Source organism: Stenotrophomonas sp. 62841_Sma (assembly GCF_056482945.1).
Genome location: NZ_CM151224.1, coordinates 391,493 through 411,323, shown reverse-complemented (window position 1 = coordinate 411,323; position 19,831 = coordinate 391,493). Strand labels below are relative to the sequence as shown.

Genomic DNA, 19,831 nt, shown 5'->3' with positions numbered 1-19,831 from the left:
TCCATGGACGGATTCACGGCGTCCCCTGCAAACCCCACCCGCCCGACCCACTCCATGACACGCTCTACGCGACCAACCGCAATGCGCCTACACATGCCCGGACTCCCCGCATGCCGCCCCTGCTGAAGATCCGCTCCGAGCGCGGACAGATGTCGGCCATCGAGCGTCGCATCGCCGACTTCATTCTCGACAATGCCCACCTGTTGCGCGACTACTCGTCCCAACAGCTGGCCAGCGCGTTGGGCATCAGCCAGTCCAGCGTGGTGAAGTTCAGCCAGAAGCTCGGCTTCAAGGGCTACCCGGACCTGAAGTACTCGATCGGCCAGGATGTGGCTCGCGCCGGTGCCGACCCGCAGCAGGCGCCCAGCGAACCCGACAGCGGCGACGACTACCTGCGGTTGGGCGAGGCCCTGCGCCGCAGCAAGGCCCTGGCCGAGGAGGAAACCCGCCAGGCCAACCCGCGCGGGGAAATCGAGCGCATCGTGCAGCTGATCGACGGCGCGCCGAAGCTGTTCGTGTACGGCCTGGGTGATGACGGCCTGTACGCGCGTGAGTTCGCCATGCGATTGTCGCTGCTCGGCCTGCTGGTGGTGCCGCATACCGACCCGATCCTGATGCTGGCCAACCTGTCGGCGGCACGCCCGGGCGACGCGCTGTTGATGTTCTCCGAGTTCGGCAACCTGCCCCAGCTTTCGCAGCTGTCGCGGCAGTTCCAGGACATGGGTGGCAAGGTGATTTCCATCACCCGCCACACCGCCAACCCGCTGCGCGCGCATGCTGATGCAACGCTGGTGGTGTGTGCGCACGACCGCACGCCGCAGGTCGCGCAGCTGCTGTACCGTAGCGCCATGCACGCGCTGCTCGATTTCCTGTTCGTGCTGCTCTGCCACGCCAATCCGGATCGCCAGCAGCAGCTCGCGGTGAACCTGGAGCGGATCGACCACCTGCTGGATTCCTGACCGGAGCGCACGTTGATGAAATCGCTGGTCCGCCTTGCCACCACTGCCCTGCTGCTTTCTGCAGCGATGTCCGCCCACGCCGCGCCGCTCGATGGTGCACGCCAGCTGATCGTGGTTACCAGCGACAACTGGGACAGCACCCAGGGGCAGCTGCAGGCCTATGTACGCGACGGCAAGGGCTGGCACGCGCACGGGCAGGCCTTCCCGGTCGCGCTCGGCCGTACCGGCAGCGCGTGGGGCCTGGGCCTGCATCCGGCACAGGGCGAAGGCCCGCAGAAGCAGGAAGGCGATGGCCGCAGCCCGGCCGGCGTGTTCGCGCTCGGCAGCGCCTTCGGCTATGCCATCACCCGCCCCGGCACCGCGATGGCCTACCAGCCCATGCTTGAAAGCAGCTACTGCATGGATGTGCCCGGTTCACCGTTCTACAACCGCATCGTCGATGCGAGGAAGGTCGGCAGCGCCGCGGTCAAGGGCTCCACCGAGCCGATGCGGCTGGACCTTCACAACCAGGGCGACGTGCGCTACCAGGAAGGCTTCGTGATTGCCCACAACCCGGACAACCAGCCCGGCAAGGGCAGCTGCATCTTCGCCCATCTGTGGCGCGCGCCCGGTGAGGCCACGGCTGGCTGCACCGCCATGCCGCAGCCACGCATGCAGGCGCTGCTGGACTGGTTGCGCCCGCAGGATACGCCGCGCTTCGTGCTGCTGCCGCGCGCCGAGTACACGCGCCTGCAGGCCCAGTGGCAGCTGCCCGCACTGAGCGGAGACGCCCGTTGAGCGCGCAGGACGAACCGCAGCTGCAGCGCGCGGTCAGCCGCTGGCAGATCGTCGGCCTGTCGATCAACGATGTGATCGGCAGCGGCATCTACCTGCTGCCGGCCGCCACCGTCGCCCTGCTCGGCCCCTTCAGCCTGTGGGGCGTGGTCGCCGCCGGCATCGTCGTCGCGCTGCTGGTGCTCTGCTACGCGCAGGCCGCCAGTTACTTCGATGAACCCGGAGGCAGCTACCTGTATGCCCGCGAGGCGTTCGGCCGCTTCGCCGGTTTCGAGATCGGCTGGATGATCTGGCTGACCCGCATCAGCTCGGCGGCCGCATTGAGCAACGCGCTGGCCGATGCCGTAGCGCGCTTCTGGCCGTGGGCCGGCGCCGGCATGGGCCGCATCGCGGTGATCGTGGTGTCGCTGGGCTTCCTGACCGGCGTCAACATCATCGGCGTACGCTCGGCCGCGCGTACCGGCGTGGTGCTGGTGATCGGCAAGATGCTGCCGCTGCTGCTGTTCGTGGCCATCGGTGCGTTCTACATCGATCCGCAGCTGGCCTTCTCCGGCCAGCGCCCGGACCCGCATGACCTGCAGCGCATGGGCGAAGCCGCCTTGCTGCTGCTGTACGCCTACGCCGGCTTCGAGAACATTCCGGCAGCAGCGGGCGAGTACCGCAATCCGCGCCGCGATATTCCATTCGCCCTGATCACCATGATCATCACCGTCACCGTCATCTACGGCGCGGTGCAGGTGGTGGCGCAGGGCACGCTGGCCGGCCTGGCCAGCTCGGCCACACCGCTGGCCGATGCCGCCGCCGGCTTCGGTGGCGAGGCGCTGGCGCTGATCCTGACCATCGGCGCGACCATCTCCATCCTCGGCACCAACAGCAACACGATGATGATGGGCCCGCGCTTCCTGTTCGCGCTGGCGCGCGATGGCTACGGGCCGAAGATCCTGGCGCAGGTGCATCCGCGCTTCCATACGCCGGCCGCATCGATCCTGTGCCAGGGCCTGATCGCACTCGGCCTGGCGCTGTCCGGTTCGTTCGTGCAGCTGGCGCTGCTGTCGATGACCACGCGCCTGTTCGCCTACATCGGTACTGCCGCTGCAGTACTGGTGCTGGCCAAGCGCTATGCCGATCGCCCTGGTGCGTTGAAGCTGCCGGGCGGCCCACTGATTCCGGTATTGGCGCTGCTGCTATGTGTTGCCCTGTTCGCCAGTGCGAGCTGGCAGAACATTGCCGCTGCACTGGTCGCGTTTGCCATCGGCGCGGTGATCTACAAGCTGCCGCGCAAGGATGCCGACGCCGGGTGAGCGGAGCGCCGGGCCATGCCCGGCGGATTGATCTGGCGATCACGCTGCCGGACCGGGCCGTTAACCGCCTCGCAGGCACGATCAGGTTTCGTCCACAACGGAGCCCTTCCATGACCGAGTACCAGATTCCCGGCCGCGTACCGGACGACAGCACACCGCGCGATGCGGTCAGCAACTACTGGCGCGAGCGCTACACCGCCGAGCCGTACTACGACGACCAGCTGTTCTTCGAGGACTATGAGCCGGCCTACCGCATCGGCCACGCCGCACGTGCGCAGGACATGATCCGCGCCTACGAGGAAGTGGAACGCGAGCTGGAATCACGCTGGGCCAGCGAACGCGGCCGCAGCCGCCTGGACTGGGCGCAGGCACGCAGTGCCGTGCGCCGTGGCTGGGAGGAAGCGCAGCAGGTGGAACCGCGCCTGGCACGCGACCCCTGACGGACCCGATATGCGGCAACGCCGGGCCATGCCCGGCGCCACCATTGCTGCATCATTCCTGTTCCGGCAGCGGCGGCACGGCCGTGCTGCGCTTGCTCTCGCCGCCACCGGCGGCGATCAGGTCGCGGGTATTCTTCTGCACCGCCACCGCACCGAACAGCGACAGCGCGTAGGCCATGCCGTAGAAGCCCTTCTCGCTCAGCACCAGAGTGGCGTTCCACAGGCCAACCAGAAGCAGCAGCAGCGCCGACAGCAATGCAAACCAGCACAGCGCGTAGTACAGGCCACTGACCGGAATGCCCTCGACACGGTCGCGCACGCTCTTCTGCAGCGACACCGCTGCGAACAGGCCAAACAGGAGCAGGGTGAGGTAGTAGCCCTTCTCGTTCAGCGGCATCTCCGCATTGAACAGGCCTATCAGGTAGGCCACCGCGCCGAGCAGCAGGGCCACCCAGGAGGCGGCAATGAAGGCCGGCGAGGGTCGATGGATGATCGGTGCGTTCATTGCGGTTCCTTGCAGTCAGGCGGGCATGCTTTGCCCGGGCGAACCCACCCTAGACGATCCCGCCGCCGCCGCACAGGGGGAAACAGGACCTTCGGGCCAGGACCGTCACCGCCCCGGTGGTATACAAGGGAGAGCCTGGCCATCCGCATCCCCTTCCGCTGGAGATACCCATGACCCGCACGCCCCTGCTGCTCGTCCTCGGCCTGTTGCCGATCCTCGCCACCACGGCCTGCAGTGCCGCCGGCCCCGATGCCAGTGGGCAGAAAGCTGCCGCTGCCAGCACAGACGCTGCCGACCAGCGACCGTTCACCGCATCCGAAATCACTCGTTTCGACCAGCCGTGGGCAATGACCTTCCTGCCCGATGGCAGCCTGCTGGTCACCGAAAAGCGCGGCAAGCTGCAGCATCTGGACCTGGCCGGCGGCCAGAAACACGAGATCACCGGCGTTCCGAAGGTCGCCTACGGTGGCCAGGGTGGTTTCGGCGACATCATCCTGCACCCGGACTTCGCCCAGAATCATGTCGTTTACGTCAGCTACGCCGAGGAAGGCACGCTGGACACCCGCGGTGCCGCCGTCGCCCGGGCCACGCTGGCGCTGGACGCCAACGGTGGCGGTGAGCTGAAGGACCTGAAGGTGATCTGGCGGCAGAGCCCCAAGGTCAGTGGTGAGGGCCACTACGGCCACCGCCTCGTCTTCGGCCCGGACGGCAAGCTGTGGATCAGCTCCAGCGAGCGGCAGAAGTTCGATCCGGCCCAGGACATGGGCGGCAATCTCGGCAAGATCATCCGCCTCAACGACGACGGCAGCCTGCCCGCCGACAACCCGTTCGCCTCGCAGGGCGGCGTGGCCGCGCAGGTGTGGTCGCTGGGCCACCGCAACATCCTCGGCATGGCCTTCGATGCCAACGGCAAGCTGTGGGCGCACGAGATGGGCCCGGCCGGCGGCGACGAGCTGAACCTGATCGTGCGCGGCGCCAACTACGGCTACCCGATCGTCTCCAACGGCAACCACTACGACGGCCGCCCGATTCCCGACCACGATACCCGCCCGGAGTTCGCCGCCCCGAAGGTGACCTGGACGCCAGTCATCTCGCCGGCCGGCTTCGTGATCTACAGCGGCAACCTGTTCCCGCAGTGGAAGGGCAGCGGCTTCATCGGCGGCCTGTCGTCCACCTCGCTGGTGCGCGTGGCCTTCGATGGTGACAGCGCGCGCGAAGCCGAACGCTTCAACATGGGCGAGCGCATCCGCGAAGTGGAACAGGGCTCGGATGGCGCACTGTGGCTGCTGGAGGACGGCAACAAGGCGCGTCTGCTGAAGCTCACCCCGAAAACCTGACAGGATGGTAGTGCCGGCCGCTGGCCGGCACGTTTTCCCGCAACGGCCCCGCACGCGGGGCCGTCTGCGTTCATTGAATGGTGATGACCTTCACCTCGGTCTTCGTGCAGGCCTGGTCCAGGCACTGCCCGTTCAACCACACCTGGCCATCGCCGATCATCACACCCTGCTGATTGACGAAGACCTTGCCGAAGTCCTGTTCGGACACCGCCTTGACCACCGCCGGGGTGATGATCTTCTCGTAGTTGCGCTGGAACTCACCGGGGCCGGTGATCTTCCTTCCGTTAGCGATATTCAGCGGGAAGCGCACTTCCTCCACCACCGCAGCGCGATCACCGCCGACCACCGCGGTCTTGAACGCGTTGAACACCTTCTCGTACTGCGCGGCGTCGCCGAGCAGCGTCTCAATGCGTGCACGCGCGTCTTCCGCGGGCGCATCCGTCGGTGCGGCGCCGGCCGGCTCGGCAGCAGCCTTCGCCGGTTCAGCCGCAGGCGTTGCCGCAGCACTGGCCTCCATCGGCGGCGGTGCGTCCACCGCAGGCTCGGCCGGCGGTGCCGGCTGCGAACAGGCCGCCAGCAACAGGGCGGGAATCAACACAGCGATCGTGCGCATGCGCGGGCATCCATCGGTTCAAGAACACCGATGGTAGCGCCGCCCCAGTGAGGACAACAAAAAAGGGGACGGAGGGGATTAAGTCGTTAGTGGCACAAACGACTTAATCCCCTCCGTCCCCTTTTTCTCGATCAGGCCTTCAGCAGTTCGAACTGCACGGCTTCACCGGACGCCGACGAGGCGCAGACCCACAGGTCGAACTGGCCCGGCTCGGCACGCAGCACGCCGTCGCGGCCGGTGAACGCCAGCTGCTCGCGGGTCAGGGTGAACACCACTTCGGTCGACTCGCCCGGCTGCAGCGCCACTTTTCGGAAGTCCTTCAGTTCGCGCACCGGACGTACGCGGCTGGCCACGCGGTCGTGGATGTACAGCTGCACCACTTCCTCGCCGGCCACGTCGCCGCTGTTGGTCAGCGTGGTGGTGATGGTCAGGCTGTCGTCCCAGCCGAGCTGGCCCGCACTCAACTGCGGCACGCCATAGGCGAAGGTGGTGTAGCCGATGCCATGCCCGAACGGATACAGCGGCTCGTTCGGAATCTCGCGCCAGCGGGCCTTGAACTCCGACATGGTCGGCAGTTCCGGGCGGCCGGTGCGCGGGTGATTGTAGAAGTACGGCTGCTGGCCGGACACCTGCGGGAAGCTGACCGGCAGGCGGCCGGACGGACTGTAGTCACCGAACAGCACATCAGCCACCGCATGGCCGGTCTGCGTGCCCAGGTACCAGGTCACCGCCACGGCCTGTGCATTGCGCACCGCGCCCTGCAGGGCCAGCGCGCGACCATTGCGCAGCAGCACCACCAGCGGCTTGCCGGTCATCGCCACCGCTTCGGCCAGCGCCTGCTGTGCCGGCGGCAGGGTGATCTCCACGCGCGACTGCGCTTCGCCGCTGTAACGCTGCGGCTCGCCCAGCGCCAGCACCACCACGTCGGCGCGCAGCGCGGCGGCCACGGCCGCTTCGGTGCCACCGGGGATGGCCACTTCCAGTTCGCAGCCCGGCACGATTTCCAGCAGCGCGTCATCGCCGATGGCGGTGCGAACGCCGGTTTCCAGGTCCACGTAGCGCTGCTTGTCGCCAAACAGCGTCCAGCAGCCTTCGATGTTCTCGCGGTCCTGCACGAACGGGCCGATCAGTGCGATCTTCTGCCCGGTCTTCTGCAACGGCAGCACGTTGTCGCGGTTGTTCAGCAGCACGATCGAACGACGCGCCGCATCGCGCGACAGCGCGTCATGTGCGGCAATGTGCGAGGTATCGGCTTCGCGCGCCGGATCCAGCGAACGGTACGGGTCGTCGAACAGGCCGATGGTTTCCTTCAGCCACAGGATGCGGCGCACGCCTTCATCCAGCACCGCCATCGGCACCTCGCCGCTCTCGACCAGGCCCGGCAGGTGCTCGGCGTAGAAGCCGCTCTGCATGCTCAGGTCGAGGCCGGCGGTGAACGCCTTGGCGGTGGCATCGCGGTCGTCGGCGGCATAACCGTGCGCGACCAGTTCCATGTCGGCGGTGTAATCGGAGATCACCACGCCCGGGAACTTCCACTCACCGCGCAGGATGTCGGTCAGCAGTTCGGCGTTGGCGCTGGCCGGCACGCCGTTGATGTCGTTGAACGAGGACATCACGGTGATCGCGCCCGCATCGAAGGCGGCCTTGAACGGCGGCAGGTGCACGTCGCGCAGGGTCTGCGGCGAGATGTCCACCATGTTGTATTCCATGCCGGCCATCACCGCACCGTAGGCGGCGAAGTGCTTCGGCGTGGCCAGCAGCGAATCGGCAGCGCGCAGGTCGCTGCCCTGGAAGCCGCGCACGCGGGCGGCGGCGAACGCACACCCCAGCACCACGTCCTCACCGGCACCTTCGGCACCACGGCCCCAGCGCTGGTCGCGGGCGATGTCCACCGCCGGCGCATAGGTCCAGTGCAGGCCGGCAGCGGTGGCCTCGACGGCGGTGGCACGGGCGGTGCGCTCGGCCAGCTCCGGTTCGAAGCTGGCGGCCTCGCCCAGCGGGATCGGGAACACGGTACGCATGCCGTGGATGACGTCGGCGGCCAGGATCACCGGAATGCCCAGGCGGCTCTCTTCGGTGGCGACCTGCTGGATGCGGCGGCCCAGCTCGGCGCCCACACCATTGAACAGCGAGCCGACCTTGCCCTCGCGCACCTGCTGCAGCACCTGGTCGGCATTGCGCACGTTGGCTTCCGGGTTCACGTCCGGGGCGAACGGGCGGACCATGTCCGCGAAGACACCCAGCTGGCCGACCTTTTCCTCGACGGTCATCTGGGCAATGAGGGATTCGATGCGATCGGAGGCCACCGGCAGTCCTTGATGAAAACGTTTACAAGCCCGGCATTCTAGCGATCCCGGGCGATTTGGCGAGAGGTTTCTTCATTCAGTTTCAGCCACCAGCGGGGTCCGCATGGCCCCGCCGGGGGCACCGCAGCTTACTCCGAGCCGGCCAACTGGCGCTGCCCGGCCATCAACATGGCGTCGCTGGAGGCCTGGAACACGCGCAGGCCGAAGGCCGGCAGGATCGCCAGCAGGTGGTCGAAGATGTCCGACTGCACCGCCTCGTACTCGCCCCAGGCAGTGCTGCGGGTGAAGCAGTACAGCTCCAGCGGCAGGCCCTCGGTGGTCGGCTGCAGCTGCCGTACCAGCAGGGTCATGTCGGTATGGATGCCCGGGTGGTTGCGCAGGTAGCGCTCCACATAGGCCCGGAAGGTACCCAGGTTGGTCACCCGGCGGCTGTTGACCTCGGCCACGCCCTGTTCGCGCAGGCGCCCGTTCCACTGGCCAAGCTCCTGCTCCTTGGCCTGCAGGTAATCCCGCAGCAGCGCGAACTGGCCAAGGAAGGCCAGGTCGCCCTCGTCCAGGAAGCCGACACTGTGCTGGTCCAGATACAGCGCGCGCTTGATGCGGCGGCCACCGGCCTCCTGCATGCCGCGCCAGTTCTTGAACGACTCGGTCACCAGCTTCTTGGTCGGGATGGTGGTGATGGTCTTGTCGAAGTTCTGCACCGTGACGGTATGCAGCGCGATATCGATGACGTCACCATCGGCGTTCTGGCTGGGCATCTCGATCCAGTCGCCGATGCGCACACGGCCATCGCCACTGATCTGCACACTGGCCACCAGCGACAGGATGGTGTCCTGGAAGATCAGCATCAGCACCGCCGTGGCCGCGCCCAGGCCGGTGACCAGCGGGCCCAGCGCTACCCCCAGCAGGGTGGCGACGATGGACAGGCCGGCGGCCACGAACACCACGATCTTGACCACCTGCAGGTAGCCCTTGATCGGCTTGTTGCGCGCATCGGGCTTGCGCTCGTACAGGCTGTTGGCCGCGTCCAGCGCATGCGAGAACGCCATCGACACCGTCAGTACGGCCCACACGATGCACAGCTTGATGATGACCTTGACCAGGCCTTCCGGCAGATCCGGGATAAGGCTGATGCCCGAGGCGATCACCTGGCTGGGCACCACGTTGGACAGGCGCGAAATGACCCGCATCAAGTGGCTGCCGCGCCCGGACTCGGCGCCCGGCAGGCGCTGCAGCAGGCGCCGCAGGCCACGCACCAGGATGCGCTTGGTCACCCAGTTGGCCAGGCCCGCAGCGATCAGCAGGGCTGAGATCATCAACGCCAGGTAGGCGCCGGGATAGGGTTCCAGTGTGTTCTGCAGCTTTTCCAGCCACTGTACCGCCACCACCGCGTCCACCATCAGTTGTCTCCTTGCGTTGTCGTTGTTGTTGGGGGTGCCGGCCAGCGGCCGGCACTACCGGATCAGTCCCGCGAGCGCTCGATGATCACGCCCACCGCGCGCGCGCCACGCACCGCGCCCGGCTTGCTCAGTTTCAGGCGCAGCCACTTCACGTCGAATTCGTCCAGCACGATCTGTGCGCAGCGCTCGGCCAGGGTTTCCACCAGGCCGAATTCCGACTCGCGCACGAACTGCTCCAGGCGCTTGCTCACCGCCTTGTAGTTCAGGGTATGGGCGATGTCGTCGGAGGCCGCGGGACGACGGTTGTCAAAGCCCATTTCCAGGTCGAACACCAGGTCCTGGCGGATCCGTCGTTCCCAATCGTAGATACCGATCAGGGCGTCGATCGTCAGCCCCTCGATGAAAACCTTGTCCATTGCGCTTACCAGCCCGAATACAGGGGGCCATGGTAACGGCACGGCGGTGAGCCTGCCCGGAACGGGCGGTGGGTGGCCGACAGGAACGCGGCTCCAGAAAAGACAAAGGGCCCTGCTAGCGGGGCCCTTTGGTACCTCTCAACGTCCCCAGGGGAAGCTGGAATTCAGCCGCGAGTCCCGGAGCACACGCCGCAAGGTTAGGAGTGCCCCCCTGACCAGTCAATTGGCAAATGCGTCACGGCAGACGACCGGGTGAAAAACCGAGCCGATCCACGAAAGAACACTGACGATCATGATGCCGTTTTCTGATGTTCCTGCATCGTTCCCAGGGTCAAGGTGAAACCACGTTCCCTGGGAGTGAGTTGATGAAGGAAAGCAGGATCCTGCAGGCAGCTCTATCCAGGCAGAGATGGTCGACCTACGAGCGCATCGCTTCTCGTTGCGTAGCCGATCCAGCCACGCTCTATGCCTGGAACATGCAGATGTGTGCTGCTCTCCTGCCACCGTTGCACATCTGTGAAGTCGTGATCCGCAATGCAGCAGCTACGGCGCTGGTGCATCGCTATGGTCGATGCTGGCCCTGGCATCCAGCGCTGCTGCGCAGCCTTCCTGCCGAAGGCGCCCTTGCCTCGCTATGCGATGTCTGCGGCAGCGCCGGAGCTCCACGGGATGTACCGGAGGTCATCGCCAAACTGCGATTCGGCTTCTGGCAGCAATTGTTCGCTCGACGGTTCGAGCATTCGATCTGGGCCGGGACCATGGGCCTGGCGCTGCCACACGCACCCTCGGTGCCGCTGTCCGTCCTGCGTCGGTCCATCCATGCCGACCTCGACCGCATCCGCCTCCTGCGCAATCGGATCGCCCACCACGAACCCATCCTGGAACGCGACATCGGTGCCGACCTGGCGGCGATCGGACGGCTGATCCACGCCCGCTGCCCGCATACGCTGGGCTGGCTGCAGCGCCATGAGCGGGCGACAACGGTGTTGGCGGCGTCGCCGTTGGCAGGGCGTCCGTAATGTGTAGCCGGGCGTGGCCCGGCGCTACGGAGGCCTGCCTGTAGAGTCGAGATCCTATGTTCGTGGTCAAGCCTGCTGGAAGCAGGCTTGACCCACCTTCAGCATCGCCGGATCGAAGTCCCGGCCGCTTTTGAAGACACCCCAGGCGATCCTGGCCAGCTTTCTGGCCAGGATGTTGAAGACGGCGGTGCTGGGGTGACCGCGTTTTGACAGCTCGTCGTAGAGCGGTTGCCCCCGACGACACCGCTTGAGCCCCATGGCGGCCATGTAGAGCATCTGGCGCAGCACTGGCGCGCCCTGTTTGGACAGCCGACGCCGTCCCGTTCTGCCGCCAGACTCGTTGGGCCGGGGATCCAGGCCGGTGCAGGCGATCCACGCGTTGGCGTTGGCCAACGGCCAGCGCGTCATGTAGTAAATCAGGTGAGCGGCGACGGCGGGGCCGATACCAGGGATGGTCAACAGGCGCTTGTAGAGCGTGCCATGCTCTCCATCGCGACCCAAGCGCTGCAGTTCGCTTTCCAGCTCGGACAGCGTCCCAGCCAGAGCGCAGAACAGATCTGACAGCTCCCCGGGGGCACTTTTGCTTACCCCGAAGGATTGCTCCAGGCGCGCGCGTGTCTTTACCAGCGTCTGCCGCTTGCGCAGCAAATCGTGCATCTGCTGCTGCTCGTCGGTACGCGGTACGTATTCACGCAGGCGATCGTTCTCCTTCTTCACGTACCGGGCGATCGCTTCGGCGTCCATGGCGTCCGTCTTGCCACGCGAGCCCGTCGCCCGGCCGTAGTGCTTGATCAGACGTGGATTGATCACATAGACAACGTGGCCTGCCTGGCCAGCCATCCGAGCCAACAACTCGTAGTACCGCCCCGTCGCCTCCATGCCAATCCGGCATCGCTGGGGCAAGGTGTTGAGCCACTGGGCTATGCCGGCCCGGGTGTTGGCGATCCTGTCGCCGGCCTTGCGGTCGGCCACTGCCGGTACGAACTCCTTGGAGTCCACGTCCACGCCAATATCGAGAGAATCAGACATTTGTACGGCTCCCAGCTATCTTTAAGGGGCTGGGGTGGTACCGCACCGACGTTAGCTTGCCTACATCGACGATCCCCTTTGGGGGCCGTACGATCCTTTATCGACGTTCGTGTGCGGGATGGGGATCGCTCGACTCGTCTGTCGGCTAGTATCCGCAGATGCATGCTTGACGGTCCCTCCACCCTGGCTCCTACATACCGCGTAGGAGCCGGGAGGAACATACAAGCTTGCTCGACTGCTCTGTGTCCGTCATTGCGCCCAGTCGAGCAAGCTCGACTCTACAAACGCCGATCGAGCGGTTCGCGCGGCCGGGGGGCTCAGACCGCCGGCAGGGTCGCCATGTCCCAGCGCGGGGTCACATCCACCTTCGGCGGGCTGTACTGGCCGGCCTGCAGCCGCAGCGCGCCGGCGAAGGCGATCATCGCGCCGTTGTCGGTGCACAACGCCGGCCGCGGGAAACAGGCCCGTCCGCCGAGGCGCTCGGCCATCTGCTGCAGGCGGGCGCGCAGGCGCTTGTTGGCGCCGACGCCGCCAGCCACCACGATCACGTTGGTGCCGGCCGCTTCCAGCGCGCGCTCGCATTTGATCGACAAAGTCTCGACCACGGCGTCTTCGAAGCCCCGAGCGATGTCGGCGCGGGTCTGTTCGCTCTGGTCACTGTCGCGCCAGGCCATCAGGACCTGGGTCTTCAGGCCGGAGAAGCTGAAATCCAACCCCGGGCGGTCGGTCATCGGCCGCGCGAAGCGGTAGACACCCGGCGTGCCCTGCTCGGCCAGCCTGGCCAGCTGCGGGCCGCCCGGGTAGGGCAGGCCCATCATCTTGGCGGTCTTGTCGAAGGCCTCGCCGGCGGCGTCGTCCAGGGTTTCGCCCAGCAGGCGGTACTGGCCGATCGCGTCCACCGCCACCAGCTGGGTATGGCCACCGGACACCAGCAGCGCCACGAACGGCGCTTCCGGCGGGTCGTCCTCCATCAGCGGGGCCAGCAGGTGGCCTTCCATATGGTGTACGCCCACCGCCGGCACCTCCAGCGCCCAGGCCAGCGACCGCGCCACGCCCGCGCCGACCAGCAGTGCGCCGACCAGACCGGGACCGGCCGTATAGGCCACGCCGTCGATATCACCTACACCCAGGCCGGCGTCGGCCAGGGTCTGGCGTACCAGTGGCAGCAACTTGCGGACGTGGTCGCGGCTGGCCAGTTCGGGCACCACACCACCGTATTCGGCGTGCAGGGCGATCTGGCTGTAGACCGCATGGGCGCGCAGGGCCGCGCTGCCGGCCAGGTCGGTGTCATACACCGCTACGCCGGTCTCATCACAGGAAGATTCGATGCCAAGGACTCGCATGCCTGCTATTATGACGCCCCTGCCGCCCCCTCGGGGGACGTGCAGGTCTCACTGCTTTCGAACCTCTGGCCCGTATTCAGGGTTGGCCGCTTGCAGTTTGTCTATTCGCCGCTATAATGTGCGGCTCGCCGGGCGTGACCCGGTTCTACTGTGTCCCGGAGATTCCATGCCCAGCGTCAAAGTCCGCGAGAACGAGCCCTTCGAGTTTGCTCTTCGCCGCTTCAAGCGCACTTGCGAAAAGGCCGGTGTGCTGGCCGAAACCCGCAAGCGCGAGTTCTACGAAAAGCCGACCCAGGAGCGCAAGCGCAAGGCCGCCGCTGCTGTGAAGCGTCAGCTGCGCCGCTCGTCGCGCGACGTCACCAAGCGTCAGCGCCTGTACTGATCGGACGCATCTTCATTGCGATGGGCTTGCCTGTCGCGATGGAGCCGAAGCCGGCACGCGCGAGCGTCGCCGGCTTTTTGCGTTTCCGGGTTCGGGCATCCGCCCCGCCCCACCTACCACCACGAGGTTCCTCATGAGCATGAAGCAGCAGCTCACCGAAGACATGAAGGCCGCCATGAAGGCGGGCGAGAAGCACAAGCTGGGCGTGATCCGCCTGATCAACGCCGCCATCAAGCAGCGCGAAGTGGACGAGCGCATCGAGCTGGATGACACCGCCGTGATCGCCGTGCTCGACAAGATGGTCAAGCAGCGCAAGGACTCGGTCAGCCAGTTCGAAGCCGCCAACCGCGAGGACCTGGCCGAGATCGAGCGCGCCGAGATCGTGGTCATCGAAGCCTACCTGCCGGCCAAGATGGGCGAAGCCGAGATCGTCGCCGCGATCCAGGCCGCCATCGCCGAGACCGGCGCTTCCGGTCCGGCCGACATGGGCAAGCTGATGGGCGCATTGAAGCCCAAGCTCGCTGGCCAGGCCGACATGGGTCTGGTCTCCAAGCTGGTCAAGCAGCAGCTGGCGTAAGCCATTGCCGGGGTCGGATCCCTTTCGCATCGCGGAAGGGCTCTGACCCCATTGATGCACCCGCTTCACCGCACCTTCGACCCCCGGCTGCTACAACATCCCCATGGTCGAGCAATCGCACTCCCCCGCCGACACGCGTCCCCACGGCATTCCCGCACGGCTTCGCCACTACGCTGACCGCCTGCAGGACAGCTTCCCGATGGCCGTCGCCAAGCGCTTCGTCGAAATCGACGTGCTGACCCAGGCCGCCTCGGTCTCCTTCTACGCCCTGCTGTCGATGGCACCGCTGCTGGTGCTGCTGCTGTGGCTGACCGCCTCGCTGTACCCACCGGCACAACAGACGTTGATCAGCCAGATCGGTTCGGTGGCCGGCAGCAGCGTGGCCAGCGTCGCCGACACCGTGCTGCACAACGCCAACAGCCAGCCCAGCGTCGGTTCATTGGCCGGGCTGTGGAGCACGCTGCTGCTGTTCATCGGCGCCACCGCCGTGTTCGCCCAGCTGCAGAACGCGCTGAACCGGATCTTCCACACCAGCGGCCAGCGTCTGGAAGGCATCAAGGCCTGGCTGCGCAAACGCGTGTTCTCGTTCGGCGTGGTGCTGGCACTGGGCTTCCTGCTGATCCTGTCGATGACCGCCACCACCGCACTGCAGGTGGTGTTCGCGCAACTGCCCTCGGTACTGCCGGCAATCGGCTACCTGACCTCGCTGCTGCTGTACACGCTGGCCTTCGCCTTCCTCTACCACTACCTGCCGGACCGCCGCGTGGCCTGGCGCCAGGCCTTCATCGGCGGTGCCATCACCTCGGTGCTGTTCACCCTCGGCCGCTATGGCATCGGCGTCTACATCGCCACGGTGGCCCCGGGCAGCGCCTACGGTTCGATGGGCGCGCTGGTGATCTCGCTGGTCTGGATCTACTACGCCACCGCCGTGTTCTTCGTCGGTGCGCTGATGACCGCGGTGATCGACGAACGGCAGCATGCACGGGCGCAACTGGCCAGGGCCGGGGCCGATGCGGAACAGGCCAGCCCCGGCACCGCCAGCGAGTAAACTAGGGGAACCTGCCGCCCCTGCTGCGCGCCCTGCGGCCGCGCCCCGTTCTGTTGCCCATGGCCCGTATCCCCGACGCTTTCATCGACGATCTGCTCGCCCGCTCCGACATCGTCGAGGTGGTGGGCAGCCGCGTGCCGTTGAAGCGCCAGGGCAAGGAATACGCGGCGCGCTGCCCGTTCCATGATGAGCGCTCGGCCTCGTTCACGGTCTCGCCCACCAAGCAGTTCTATCACTGCTTCGGTTGTGGCGCGCACGGCACCGCGATCAGCTTCCTGATGAACTACGACCGCCTCGAATTCCTCGATGCGGTGGATGAACTGGCCAAGCGCGCAGGCATGGAAGTGCCGCGCAGCGAGAACCCGCGCAGCCCCCAGCAGCAGGACGACAGCCGCGAGCTGTACTCGGCGCTTGAGGCGGCCACGAAGTTTTTCCAGAGCAACCTGCAGGGCAGCGACAAGGCCCGGAGCTACCTGGATGGCCGCGGCGTGGATGAAGAGAACCGCGCGCGCTTCCAGATCGGCTACGCGCCGGATGGCTACAGCGGCCTGCGCGATGCGTTGGGCAAGGACGAGCGGCGGATGAAGCTGCTCGACCGCGCCGGCCTGTTCTCCAAGAACGATCGCGGTCACGTCTACGACAAGTTCCGCGACCGGGTGATGTTCCCGATCTTCGACCGCCGCGGCCGGGTGATCGCCTTCGGTGGCCGCGTGTTCGAAAAGGACGACGGCCCCAAGTACCTCAACTCGCCGGAAACCGCGCTGTTCCACAAGGGCCGCGAACTGTACGGACTGTGGCAGGTGCGCCAGGCCAACCAGAAGATCGAGCGGCTGATCGTGGTCGAGGGCTACATGGACGTGGTCTCGCTGTTCCAGTTCGGCGTCACCCAGGCGGTGGCGACGCTGGGCACGGCGACCACGCCGGACCATGCCGAGCTGCTGTTCCGCAACGCACCGGATGTGTTCTTCTGCTTCGATGGCGACGCCGCCGGCCGCCGCGCCGGCTGGAAGGCGCTGGAGTCGGTGCTGCCGCGCATGAAGGATGGCCGCCAGGCCTTCTTCCTGTTCCTGCCCGATGGCGAAGACCCGGACACCATCGTGCGCAAGGAAGGCGCCGAGGCCTTCAACGAACGCCTGAAACAGGCCACGCCGCTGTCGCAGTTCTTCTTCGACGAGCTCACCCGCGAAATCAACCTGGGCACGCTGGACGGCAAGGCGCGCCTGGCCGAGCGCGCAAAGCCGATGCTGGCGCAGATTCCCGACGGCGCCTTCGGCGACCTGATGAAGCAGCAGCTGGCGCAGCTGACCGGCCTTGGCGGCAATGCCCAGGCAGCGCGCGCACCGATGGCGCAACGCCAGCCCTCGCGAGCGATCCAGCCCGTGGCCAAGCGCAGCCTGGTACGCGGCGCGATCGCCGTACTGCTGCAGCAGCCGTCGCTGGCGCTGACGCTGGGCGGCAAGCACCACTTCCAGGGCCTGCGCCTGCCGGGCGTAGAGCTGCTGCTGGAGCTGCTGGACCTGGTCGAGCAACGTCCGGACATCAGCACCGGCGCACTGCTGGAGCACTTCGACGGGCGTGAGGAACAGGCGTCACTGCACACGCTGGCCGCGCAGACGATGCCCGGCGACGACGCGATGTGGACCCAGGAACTGCACGATGCCGTGGCCCAGCTGGAGAAACAGCTGCTGGTGCAACGTCTGGAGGAGTTGTTGGCAAAGCAGCGCCAGCAGGGTCTGGACGATACTGACAAATACGAACTGCGCGAGCTGCTGAAGGCGCGCGCCGGACTGCGCCTGTAGCGGGCAGAACGTTTTCACGGAGAGGACCATGCTGCTGCGCCTGACCTGCCTGCTGTTGTTGTCGCTCTGCCTGCCGCTGACGGCCCTGGCCGAAGACGCGCCCCTGAACGAAGTCCGCCCCGGCCTGTATGCCGGCGGCCAACCCAGCGCCACACAGCTGCAGGCCCTGGCCGCGCAGGGCGTGCGCACCGTGATCGACCTGCGCCAGCCCGACGAAGACCGCGGCTTCGATGAAACCCGCGTGGCCGAATCACTGGGTCTGCGCTACGTACGCATTCCGGTGGCCGGCGCCGAGGGGCTCGATGCCGCCAACGTACGCGCGGTGCACCAGGTCCTGCAGCAGAGCCAGGGGCCGGTGCTGCTGCATTGTGCATCCGGCAACCGCGCTGGCGCCGTGCTCGGCCTGGTCAATGCACGCTACGAACATGCCAGCCCGGAACAGGCCCTGCAGCTCGGCCAGCGTGCCGGCCTGAAGTCGCTGGAAGCCGCCACCCGCCAGCGCCTGGCCACGCCGGTCACCTCGCCCTGAACCCTCCGCACCAAGGACTCTGCCCACCATGACCCGCTGGTGGTCGCGCCTGCGACCGGACAATTTCACCCTCGCCCTGCTGTGCACCGTCGGCCTGGCCTCGCTGCTGCCGATGAAGGGCGCCGCCGCCATCGTCCTCGACGATGTCACCACCGTCGCCATCGCCGCGCTGTTCTTCCTGCATGGTGCGCGCCTGCCGCGCGAGTCGATCATCGGCGGCATGCTGCACTGGCGGCTGCACCTGACCATCCTGGCCTGCACCTTCATCCTGTTCCCGCTGCTGGGGCTGATGTTCAAGCCACTGTCGGGCTGGCTGCTGACCCCGGAGTTGTACCTGGGCGTGCTGTTCCTGTGCACCCTGCCCTCCACCGTGCAGTCGTCCATCGCGTTCACCTCGATGGCACGCGGCAACGTGCCTGCCGCGGTATGCAGCGCGTCGCTGTCGAGCATCCTCGGTGTGTTCCTGACGCCGCTGCTGCTGACCGCACTGGCCGGTACCTCCGGCGGCGTGCATGACCCGCTGCACGCGATCGGCGGCATCATGCTGCAGCTGCTGGTGCCGTTCGTGGCCGGCCATCTGCTGCGGCCGTGGATCGCCGGCTGGGTGGAGAAGCAGCGCGCGCTGCTGCGCTACACCGACCAGGCCACCATCCTGCTGGTGGTGTATTCGGCGTTCGGCGAAGCCGTCACCGAGGGTCTGTGGAGCAAAACGCCGCTGCTCTCGCTGCTGGCCGTGGCGGTCGTGGCCGCCGTGCTGCTCGGCATCGCCATGCCATTGATCACCTTCATCGCCCGTCGCCTGCGCTTCAACCGCGAGGACGAGATCGCCATCGTGTTCTGCGGCTCGAAGAAGAGCCTGGCCACCGGCGTGCCGATCGCCAAGGTGCTGTTCGCCGGTGGAAGCCTCGGCGCTATCGTGCTGCCGGTGATGATCTACCACCAGATCCAGCTGATCGTCTGCGGTGTGATCGCGCAGCGGTATGCGAAGCGCGCGCCCTGACCCGACGCGCGGGTTGCTGCGGGAGAAACATCCACGCGCGGCGTGGATCTACTGTAGAGCCGAGCCCATGCTCGGCTGATGCCCGTGATCCGGAGTAGATCCACGCCATGCGTGGATGATCACCAGTTCGAATCGCTGTCCAGCAGCCGCGCCACACTGAAGCGCGGCAGCCACACCCACAGGTCGTAACTACGGCCGGCGTCGGTATCCAGCCTGGGCGATGCACCTTCATGGCTGCCCAGCTGACGTGCTCCGCAGCGCTGAACGGCTGTACACCCCCAGCCTTCCCCACCACGCGCCTCGATACGCACGTTGTAAAGGTCCAGATCCTTCAGCAGTGCGGTCATTGGCGGGTACGCAATCATCTTCGGCTGCGCACGCATGCCATGCACGTTACCGGTCAGCACCAGCAGCCGCCCGTTCTTCGGCAGCGCCTGAGCACGTGACCGTACTTCTTCAGCCATCACCCGGTCACGCGCGCCGGTGCCGGCCATTTCGGCGGGAAGCACGCGGTCGAAGCCGAACACCTGCACGTCGCGCCCCTGGGTGCGCAGCACGCGTGCCGCTTCGATCAGCTCAAGCATGTCCTCGCTGCGACGGCCATCATGCATCCGGCTGCGGACGTTCCAGTACGTCGTGCCACGCAATGCAGCCCGCGCTTGGGCCGTGCCGGCAGACGCCATATAGGTCGCCAGCGCGGCGTTCTCGTCAGTCGGCAGCTCCAAAGCCAACCGCACCGGTGCGCCGTCGGCCGCGTAGGCCTCCACCAGCTCCCGTACCAGCAGCGGAGTCTCGCGGGTACCGTGGAACTCACCCAGCACCAGCAGGCGATGGTCACCGGCATGCTGGCGGATCTGCGCGGCGGTGTCGACGGCATGCGCACTGAGGGCCATGCCCAGCGCCAGCAGCAGCGCGGCAGTCCAGCGGAAGATCGAATGCATCCCTGCTCCCTCCTTTCCTTGCGGTCAGGAACAGCAATGGCGACGCCACTGGAAGAGATCAAGTGTAGAGCCGAGCCCACGCTCGGCTGCTTCTCCGATCAGCCCTCAGCCGA

At 66.7% G+C, this 19,831-nt stretch carries 20 protein-coding genes; 12 read left to right on the top strand and 8 right to left on the bottom strand.

Features of this window, described 5'->3' with window-relative positions; all coding sequences use genetic code 11:
- Positions 1-110 precede the first annotated feature (110 nt).
- The 4 genes from ACZK5G_RS01875 to ACZK5G_RS01860 all read left to right on the top strand — a co-directional run bounded on the left by ACZK5G_RS01875 (position 111) and on the right by ACZK5G_RS01860 (position 3,474).
- Positions 111-959 (top strand): MurR/RpiR family transcriptional regulator, encoded by an 849-nt coding sequence (locus ACZK5G_RS01875; RefSeq protein WP_478465131.1) that lies wholly within the window; start codon positions 111-113, stop codon positions 957-959.
- Between the two features lie 15 nt (positions 960-974).
- A complete protein-coding gene (locus ACZK5G_RS01870; protein ID WP_478465130.1) occupies positions 975-1,736 on the top strand; it encodes a L,D-transpeptidase family protein in 762 nt (253 codons plus the stop codon).
- Complete coding sequence (locus ACZK5G_RS01865; protein ID WP_121504728.1) at positions 1,733-3,034, top strand: APC family permease; 1,302 nt, start codon at positions 1,733-1,735, stop codon at positions 3,032-3,034. Before ACZK5G_RS01870 ends, ACZK5G_RS01865 begins: the two co-directional genes overlap by 4 nt.
- Before the next feature lie 110 nt (positions 3,035-3,144).
- Positions 3,145-3,474, top strand: a complete 330-nt coding sequence (locus tag ACZK5G_RS01860; protein ID WP_478465128.1) for a hypothetical protein — start codon at positions 3,145-3,147, stop codon at positions 3,472-3,474.
- A 52-nt stretch (positions 3,475-3,526) separates the two neighbouring features.
- On the opposite strand, the gene yiaA is transcribed toward ACZK5G_RS01860, so the two are convergent.
- The gene (gene yiaA, locus ACZK5G_RS01855; RefSeq protein ID WP_478465127.1) at positions 3,527-3,979 is read right to left on the bottom strand and encodes an inner membrane protein YiaA; all 453 of its coding nucleotides are present in this window, start codon (positions 3,977-3,979) and stop codon (positions 3,527-3,529) included.
- A gap of 170 nt (positions 3,980-4,149) precedes the next feature.
- Here yiaA and ACZK5G_RS01850 point away from each other — a divergent pair, with 170 nt between their 5' ends.
- Positions 4,150-5,316, top strand: a complete 1,167-nt coding sequence (locus ACZK5G_RS01850; protein ID WP_478465126.1) for a PQQ-dependent sugar dehydrogenase — start codon at positions 4,150-4,152, stop codon at positions 5,314-5,316.
- 70 nt (positions 5,317-5,386) lie between these two features.
- Here the strand turns inward: ACZK5G_RS01850 and ACZK5G_RS01845 are convergent, their stop codons facing one another.
- From ACZK5G_RS01845 to folB, 4 genes are all read right to left on the bottom strand, one after another.
- Positions 5,387-5,929, bottom strand: a complete 543-nt coding sequence (locus ACZK5G_RS01845) for a hypothetical protein (RefSeq protein WP_121504725.1) — start codon at positions 5,927-5,929, stop codon at positions 5,387-5,389.
- A gap of 131 nt (positions 5,930-6,060) precedes the next feature.
- A complete protein-coding gene (locus ACZK5G_RS01840) occupies positions 6,061-8,235 on the bottom strand; it encodes a glycoside hydrolase family 3 N-terminal domain-containing protein (RefSeq protein ID WP_478465125.1) in 2,175 nt (724 codons plus the stop codon).
- Between the two features lie 128 nt (positions 8,236-8,363).
- Positions 8,364-9,635 (bottom strand): mechanosensitive ion channel family protein, encoded by a 1,272-nt coding sequence (locus ACZK5G_RS01835; RefSeq protein ID WP_423164355.1) that lies wholly within the window; start codon positions 9,633-9,635, stop codon positions 8,364-8,366.
- A 62-nt stretch (positions 9,636-9,697) separates the two neighbouring features.
- Positions 9,698-10,051, bottom strand: coding sequence for a dihydroneopterin aldolase (gene folB / locus ACZK5G_RS01830; protein WP_025878255.1), 354 nt, complete (start codon positions 10,049-10,051; stop codon positions 9,698-9,700).
- Positions 10,052-10,359: 308 nt separating this feature from the next.
- On the opposite strand from folB, the gene ACZK5G_RS01825 reads away from it, so the two are divergent.
- The gene (locus ACZK5G_RS01825; RefSeq protein WP_478465124.1) at positions 10,360-11,070 is read left to right on the top strand and encodes a hypothetical protein; all 711 of its coding nucleotides are present in this window, start codon (positions 10,360-10,362) and stop codon (positions 11,068-11,070) included.
- Positions 11,071-11,136: 66 nt separating this feature from the next.
- Here ACZK5G_RS01825 and ACZK5G_RS01820 read toward each other — a convergent pair whose 3' ends face one another.
- Positions 11,137-12,099 carry an IS110 family transposase gene (locus ACZK5G_RS01820; RefSeq protein WP_132808894.1) on the bottom strand — a complete coding sequence of 321 codons (963 nt, stop codon included), beginning with the start codon at positions 12,097-12,099 and terminating at the stop codon, positions 11,137-11,139.
- A 317-nt stretch (positions 12,100-12,416) separates the two neighbouring features.
- Complete coding sequence (gene tsaD / locus ACZK5G_RS01815; protein WP_164079966.1) at positions 12,417-13,442, bottom strand: tRNA (adenosine(37)-N6)-threonylcarbamoyltransferase complex transferase subunit TsaD; 1,026 nt, start codon at positions 13,440-13,442, stop codon at positions 12,417-12,419.
- A 166-nt stretch (positions 13,443-13,608) separates the two neighbouring features.
- Between tsaD and rpsU the strand changes: the two genes are divergently transcribed.
- From rpsU to ACZK5G_RS01785, 6 genes are all read left to right on the top strand, one after another.
- Positions 13,609-13,824, top strand: coding sequence for a 30S ribosomal protein S21 (gene rpsU / locus ACZK5G_RS01810; RefSeq protein ID WP_002808376.1), 216 nt, complete (start codon positions 13,609-13,611; stop codon positions 13,822-13,824).
- A 133-nt stretch (positions 13,825-13,957) separates the two neighbouring features.
- A complete protein-coding gene (locus ACZK5G_RS01805; protein WP_004153909.1) occupies positions 13,958-14,401 on the top strand; it encodes a GatB/YqeY domain-containing protein in 444 nt (147 codons plus the stop codon).
- A 103-nt stretch (positions 14,402-14,504) separates the two neighbouring features.
- Positions 14,505-15,449, top strand: coding sequence for a YihY/virulence factor BrkB family protein (locus ACZK5G_RS01800; protein ID WP_050509858.1), 945 nt, complete (start codon positions 14,505-14,507; stop codon positions 15,447-15,449).
- 59 nt (positions 15,450-15,508) lie between these two features.
- Complete coding sequence (dnaG, locus tag ACZK5G_RS01795; protein ID WP_478465123.1) at positions 15,509-17,248, top strand: DNA primase; 1,740 nt, start codon at positions 15,509-15,511, stop codon at positions 17,246-17,248.
- A 28-nt stretch (positions 17,249-17,276) separates the two neighbouring features.
- The gene (locus tag ACZK5G_RS01790) at positions 17,277-17,777 is read left to right on the top strand and encodes a protein tyrosine phosphatase family protein (protein WP_478465122.1); all 501 of its coding nucleotides are present in this window, start codon (positions 17,277-17,279) and stop codon (positions 17,775-17,777) included.
- 28 nt (positions 17,778-17,805) lie between these two features.
- On the top strand, positions 17,806-18,777 hold the full coding sequence (locus ACZK5G_RS01785; protein ID WP_293796594.1) for a bile acid:sodium symporter family protein: 972 nt from the start codon (positions 17,806-17,808) through the stop codon (positions 18,775-18,777).
- Positions 18,778-18,896: 119 nt separating this feature from the next.
- On the opposite strand, the gene ACZK5G_RS01780 is transcribed toward ACZK5G_RS01785, so the two are convergent.
- Entirely contained in the window at positions 18,897-19,718 is an 822-nt protein-coding gene (locus tag ACZK5G_RS01780; protein ID WP_478465120.1) for a TraB/GumN family protein, read from the bottom strand.
- Positions 19,719-19,831 lie beyond the last annotated feature (113 nt).

Excerpts from the sequence above, each read along its gene's own strand:
- yiaA (WP_478465127.1), bottom strand. The coding sequence starts at position 3,979 with ATGAACGCACCGATCATCCATCGACCCTCGCCGGCCTTCATTGCCGCC.
- ACZK5G_RS01850 (WP_478465126.1), top strand. The coding sequence starts at position 4,150 with ATGACCCGCACGCCCCTGCTGCTCGTCCTCGGCCTGTTGCCGATCCTC.
- rpsU (WP_002808376.1), top strand. The coding sequence starts at position 13,609 with ATGCCCAGCGTCAAAGTCCGCGAGAACGAGCCCTTCGAGTTTGCTCTT.
- dnaG (WP_478465123.1), top strand. The coding sequence starts at position 15,509 with ATGGCCCGTATCCCCGACGCTTTCATCGACGATCTGCTCGCCCGCTCC.
- ACZK5G_RS01860 (WP_478465128.1), top strand. The coding sequence starts at position 3,145 with ATGACCGAGTACCAGATTCCCGGCCGCGTACCGGACGACAGCACACCG.
- tsaD (WP_164079966.1), bottom strand. The coding sequence starts at position 13,442 with ATGCGAGTCCTTGGCATCGAATCTTCCTGTGATGAGACCGGCGTAGCG.
- ACZK5G_RS01780 (WP_478465120.1), bottom strand. The coding sequence starts at position 19,718 with ATGCATTCGATCTTCCGCTGGACTGCCGCGCTGCTGCTGGCGCTGGGC.
- ACZK5G_RS01870 (WP_478465130.1), top strand. The coding sequence starts at position 975 with ATGAAATCGCTGGTCCGCCTTGCCACCACTGCCCTGCTGCTTTCTGCA.
- ACZK5G_RS01845 (WP_121504725.1), bottom strand. The coding sequence starts at position 5,929 with ATGCGCACGATCGCTGTGTTGATTCCCGCCCTGTTGCTGGCGGCCTGT.
- ACZK5G_RS01835 (WP_423164355.1), bottom strand. The coding sequence starts at position 9,635 with ATGGTGGACGCGGTGGTGGCGGTACAGTGGCTGGAAAAGCTGCAGAAC.
- ACZK5G_RS01875 (WP_478465131.1), top strand. The coding sequence starts at position 111 with ATGCCGCCCCTGCTGAAGATCCGCTCCGAGCGCGGACAGATGTCGGCC.
- folB (WP_025878255.1), bottom strand. The coding sequence starts at position 10,051 with ATGGACAAGGTTTTCATCGAGGGGCTGACGATCGACGCCCTGATCGGT.
- ACZK5G_RS01785 (WP_293796594.1), top strand. The coding sequence starts at position 17,806 with ATGACCCGCTGGTGGTCGCGCCTGCGACCGGACAATTTCACCCTCGCC.
- ACZK5G_RS01820 (WP_132808894.1), bottom strand. The coding sequence starts at position 12,099 with ATGTCTGATTCTCTCGATATTGGCGTGGACGTGGACTCCAAGGAGTTC.
- ACZK5G_RS01805 (WP_004153909.1), top strand. The coding sequence starts at position 13,958 with ATGAGCATGAAGCAGCAGCTCACCGAAGACATGAAGGCCGCCATGAAG.
- ACZK5G_RS01790 (WP_478465122.1), top strand. The coding sequence starts at position 17,277 with ATGCTGCTGCGCCTGACCTGCCTGCTGTTGTTGTCGCTCTGCCTGCCG.
- ACZK5G_RS01825 (WP_478465124.1), top strand. The coding sequence starts at position 10,360 with ATGTTCCTGCATCGTTCCCAGGGTCAAGGTGAAACCACGTTCCCTGGG.
- ACZK5G_RS01800 (WP_050509858.1), top strand. The coding sequence starts at position 14,505 with ATGGTCGAGCAATCGCACTCCCCCGCCGACACGCGTCCCCACGGCATT.